This is a genomic window from Spirosoma sp. (genome assembly GCF_048594605.1).
In the GTDB taxonomy this organism is placed as follows: domain Bacteria; phylum Bacteroidota; class Bacteroidia; order Cytophagales; family Spirosomataceae; genus Spirosoma.
This window is the reverse complement of record NZ_JBMDWV010000053.1, coordinates 1-4,301: the sequence shown is the minus strand read 5'-3', so window position 1 is coordinate 4,301 and position 4,301 is coordinate 1. Positions and strand designations below refer to the sequence as shown.

At 48.2% G+C, this 4,301-nt stretch carries 3 protein-coding genes and 2 pseudogenes; all 5 read left to right on the top strand.

The genetic code is table 11. The features are described 5' to 3' along the window. Nucleotides 1-313, top strand: a pseudogene (locus ACOJS8_RS03050) (hypothetical protein); the annotation flags it as partial. Nucleotide 314: 1 nt separating this feature from the next. After that, the gene (locus tag ACOJS8_RS03045; RefSeq protein ID WP_420147056.1) at nucleotides 315-809 is read left to right on the top strand and encodes an NADH-quinone oxidoreductase subunit B; all 495 of its coding nucleotides are present in this window, start codon (nucleotides 315-317) and stop codon (nucleotides 807-809) included. A gap of 39 nt (nucleotides 810-848) precedes the next feature. Continuing rightward, complete coding sequence (locus ACOJS8_RS03040; protein WP_420147055.1) at nucleotides 849-1,808, top strand: hypothetical protein; 960 nt, start codon at nucleotides 849-851, stop codon at nucleotides 1,806-1,808. A 64-nt stretch (nucleotides 1,809-1,872) separates the two neighbouring features. Beyond that, nucleotides 1,873-2,661 carry a sialate O-acetylesterase gene (locus ACOJS8_RS03035; RefSeq protein ID WP_420147054.1) on the top strand — a complete coding sequence of 263 codons (789 nt, stop codon included), beginning with the start codon at nucleotides 1,873-1,875 and terminating at the stop codon, nucleotides 2,659-2,661. A gap of 143 nt (nucleotides 2,662-2,804) precedes the next feature. Further along, nucleotides 2,805-4,031 (top strand): annotated as a pseudogene (locus ACOJS8_RS03030) (MFS transporter). Nucleotides 4,032-4,301 lie beyond the last annotated feature (270 nt).

The window sequence follows — 4,301 nt, the reverse complement described above, 5'->3', positions numbered from 1 at the left end:
CAAACAGCAAACGACGATACTAATTACAGGTGCTATCTTAGGCGGTTTGGTGGTTGGCTATCTAGGAAACCAGTCATTACAAATGTACAGGGCTCGTAGTCCGGTTGTTCATGGCCTGAACATAGTCTTCGCTGCAGCGGGCGGAGCAGCAGGTGGTTTACTGCTTGGCTCGGCTATCAGCAAGGTTACGCGTCGGGTTATTCGTCCAATTAATCCTGCCGAGCCCGAAATTAGCTTGTACCGACAGTTGGAACCGTTTAGTTTGCGCCATCAACAGGAGTTTCTAAATCGGTTACCGAAAACGTCTCCATAATATGACATCTCAATCTCCATCTGATAAGACCGGCGAAGCCAGCGTTATCCTGATGCATTCTGAAGATCTGCTGAACTGGTCGCGCGAGAAATCGATGTGGCCCATGAGCTTCGGTCTGGCCTGTTGCGCCATTGAAATGATGCAGGCTTTTGCTGCCAACTACGATCTTGAACGTTTTGGTATTTTTCCGCGCCCTTCCCCACGCCAGTCCGATATCATGATTGTATCCGGTACGGTAACGTACAAAATGGCCGATCGGATTCGGCGACTTTATGAACAAATGCCTGAGCCCCGATACGTTATTTCGATGGGCTCGTGCTCAAACTGCGGAGGTCCTTACTGGCAACACGGTTACCACGTAGTGAAAGGTGTGGATCGGATTATCCCGGTTGATGTATACGTACCAGGCTGCCCTCCTCGTCCGGAGGCTTTAATTGATGGATTTCTTAAATTACAGGAAAAAATCCGGACTGAACATCCATTGTCCAATGGTTAGTTAATCTGGGAAATTGGCCCTGCCCTAAACTGCATAATCGTGAACCCACTTCTGACGGCGCTCCGACACACGCTTCGCTCAAGGCCGCTCCTGAGTTTGATGTACGGTATTACGTTGATCATGGGGCTGATTGTCGCGTTGCCTTTTTATAACACGCTTGTTACGGAAGATCAGAACTCGCTGGCCTTCCTCAATTTGCTGAATGGGTTCGATTATACCATTTTTTCGGATTTCCTGCACCGGAGCAAACGTAGTATCTTACCACTCATAAGCGTTGGCCGGTGGCTCGGCCTTACATACGTATTTCTGAGTGTCTTCTTCGCGGGTGGTATTCTGACGCGCTTTTCCCAACTTTCTTCGCTACGTTCCAACGACTCATTTACCATCGGAATGTTCTGGCAGGCCTGTAGCTATTACGTCAGTCGGTTTATCTGGCTGTTCGGTGTTACGTTGCTGCTTGTTGTTATTGGTTCAGGGATCTGGCTGGTTCTCGGCACACTCATCGGGGTTGTGATGAGCGATACGCTGACTGAGCGCGGCCAGTTCTGGATTGGTTTCTTCTTTTTCTGGCTTTCCGCCTTAACCGCTACGTTTCTGCTTTGTATCGGCGACTACGCCAAGGTAATAATGGTTCGGGAAGATGAGTCGAATGCTTTCCGGGCCTTTAGGCGAGCCAGTCGCCTTGTTGTACGTAACCCTGGCAAGACGTATGGTTTGTACTGTCTGCTCATCCTGATCGGTGCTGGATTATTTGGTCTCTATTTTCTGATCGATGCAGCGGTTACGATGAGTGGCTGGCTTACCATTCTGCTTATGTTCGTTGTTCAACAGACACTCATACTTGCCCGCGTTGGTATTAAAGTCTGGTCGTTGGGTACGGCTTACTCTGTTTACGAAAACCTGCTTAAATTTCAGCCTGTACCTGTCTCTCAGTCCGTTCCTGATTCTCCACAGGAATTGGCCCAATCCGACGAAGACTCTCGTTACACAAGTGAGTAGCGAGGCCAGTTTAGCAGCTTTTTATCGGAGTCGATCAATAATAGACGTATCAACAGGAATTGCTATGGGCAGGCATCAGTGTGTTTATTGTTTCTTTCTTTTGATTACGCTGGCCTTTAAACAGGATGTACCACCCCGGCTACAGTTATTTTTGCTTATCGGTCAATCGAACATGGCGGGACGTGGCATTCCCGAAGCAGAAGATCAGCAAGTTCATCCACGTATATGGATGTTAACCAAGGATTTAAGCTGGGTACCTGCCCGCGATCCGATGCACTTCGACAAACCCGCTATTGTCGGTGTCGGGCCGGGATTAGCATTTGCCAAACGACTCCTCGCTACGTATCCAGCTATTAATATTGGTCTGGTTCCGTGTGCCGTGGGCGGTTCAGGTATTGATGTCTGGAAGCCAGGAGCGTATTACGAACCAACTAAATCGTATCCCTACGATGATGCGCTACGTCGGGCTAAAAAGGCGCTCGAAAACGGACAGTTGGCTGGTTTCATCTGGCACCAGGGCGAATCGGATTCAACTCCGGGAAAAGCAGGTGCTTATGAAGAAAAACTAATTGAATTAGTCCAACGATTCCGAAGAGATCTGAACGCTCCGGATGTACCGTTTATAGCAGGAACCCTGGGTGATTTTATTGTCAGGAAAAACGCAGATGCTCAAACCATTAATGAAGCGCTTCAACACGCTACCCAACGGATTCCCAACGCGTATTGTGTGCAGTCGTCCGGACTGACGCATAAGGGAGATACGACTCATTTTGATACGCCTTCAGCCCGAACGCTTGGCCAACGCTATGCAGATGTCTTTATCCAGAAAAAACTTCTGACCGCTAAGCCCTAATACGAAGTTCCGACTCTGGCACTACGTTCATTCGGACGAATGTTTCAGAAAAAGCCATGTACAGAGGTGTTAAAACACCTAATCTTCTTTGGCCCTTTCGTATAATTGCAAAATCTTTTGCCTTCACTTATTGATTGTGCCGCATGGCTGTTTCCACTCTTTCGTCTAAACCTCAACCCAACCGTCAGTCCGAATCGACCGTTGGCTTGTTCAGCTTACCAGTTATCGTAGCGGCCCTGGGTTACTTCGTCGATATTTACGACTTACTACTTTTTGGTATTGTTCGGGTGCCGAGTCTGAAAGATCTGGGACTCACAGCCGACCAAATCTCAACCGTTGGGGCCAGCATTCTGAACTGGCAAATGGGCGGTCTGCTCCTGGGCGGAATTCTGTGGGGTGTACTGGGCGATAAACGCGGGCGACTCTCGGTATTGTTCGGGTCGATTATTACGTATTCGATTGCCAACATTGCCTGCGGTTTTATCACGCACGTTACGTTCATGGAGCCAGTCACATATTACGCGCTGATGCGTTTCGTTGCTGGAATTGGTCTGGCGGGTGAATTAGGCGCAGGTATTACGCTTGTAAGTGAAATTTTACCGAAAGAGAAACGAGCCATTGGCACCTCACTCGTAGCCGGTATTGGCTTATTTGGGGCCGTTGTGGCGTATTTTACCGTTAAACTGTTCGACTGGCAAACTGCGTTTTTTGTGGGCGGAGGCTTAGGAATCGGGTTACTGCTGCTACGTGTCGGTGTTGTTGAGTCAGGTATGTTCACGGACGTAACGGAGCAAAAACACGTTAGCCGAGGTAATTTTCTTTCTTTTTTTACGAATGCGAATCGGCTTAGTCGATACCTCAAATGCATCGCTATTGGCCTTCCTACCTGGTTTGTTATTGGTATTCTCGCTACGTTCAGCAATGAATTTGGGAAAGCATTTAATATCACCGAAGAAATTCAGCCCGGTCTGGCCATCATGTGGTGCTACGTTGGACTGGCTTTTGGTGACCTGGCTAGCGGTTTCATCAGCCAGGCACTCGAGTCGCGCCGAAAAGCCGTTGCCCTGCTTATGGGCGTAGCTCTCGTATTTGGACTGGTTTATTTGTATTTCGGAGTCAAAAGCGCAACGCTGCTTTACGGCTTGTGTTTGGCAATGGGCTTTGGGATTGGCTACTGGGCTATGTTCGTAACCATCGGCGCTGAACAATTCGGCACGAACCTTCGCGCTACGGCAGCAACTACCGTACCGAATATGGTACGCGGCTTAGTCATACCTATGACGCTAACGTATCAGGAGCTTAAACATTAGCTGGATATTGTTAATGCTGTAGACGTGGTCGGTCTTATAAGCAATATTATTGGTTTTTAAGCAATCCTTAACATACCCGAAACCCACGGAAAAGATTTGAACTATCTGGAAGAATAATCATAAGAACCAGAAAAGGAGAAGGAAGAAAAGAGGAAAACAGCAGTTTCCATTTTCTTCCTTCTCCTTTTCTGGTTTCCTTGTTTTGTCATGCAACCCCTTTCCCCCACTCGCTCGTCGTTACGTCCGTTGTTTACTCTTCCAGTAATCGTTTCGGCCTTAGGGTATTTCGTGGACATCTACGACATGGTCATTTTCACCATTGTACGGGTG

Coding starts and splice junctions, on each gene's coding strand:
- ACOJS8_RS03045 (WP_420147056.1), top strand. CDS start 315: ATGACATCTCAATCTCCATCTGATAAGACCGGCGAAGCCAGCGTTATC.
- ACOJS8_RS03035 (WP_420147054.1), top strand. CDS start 1,873: ATGGGCAGGCATCAGTGTGTTTATTGTTTCTTTCTTTTGATTACGCTG.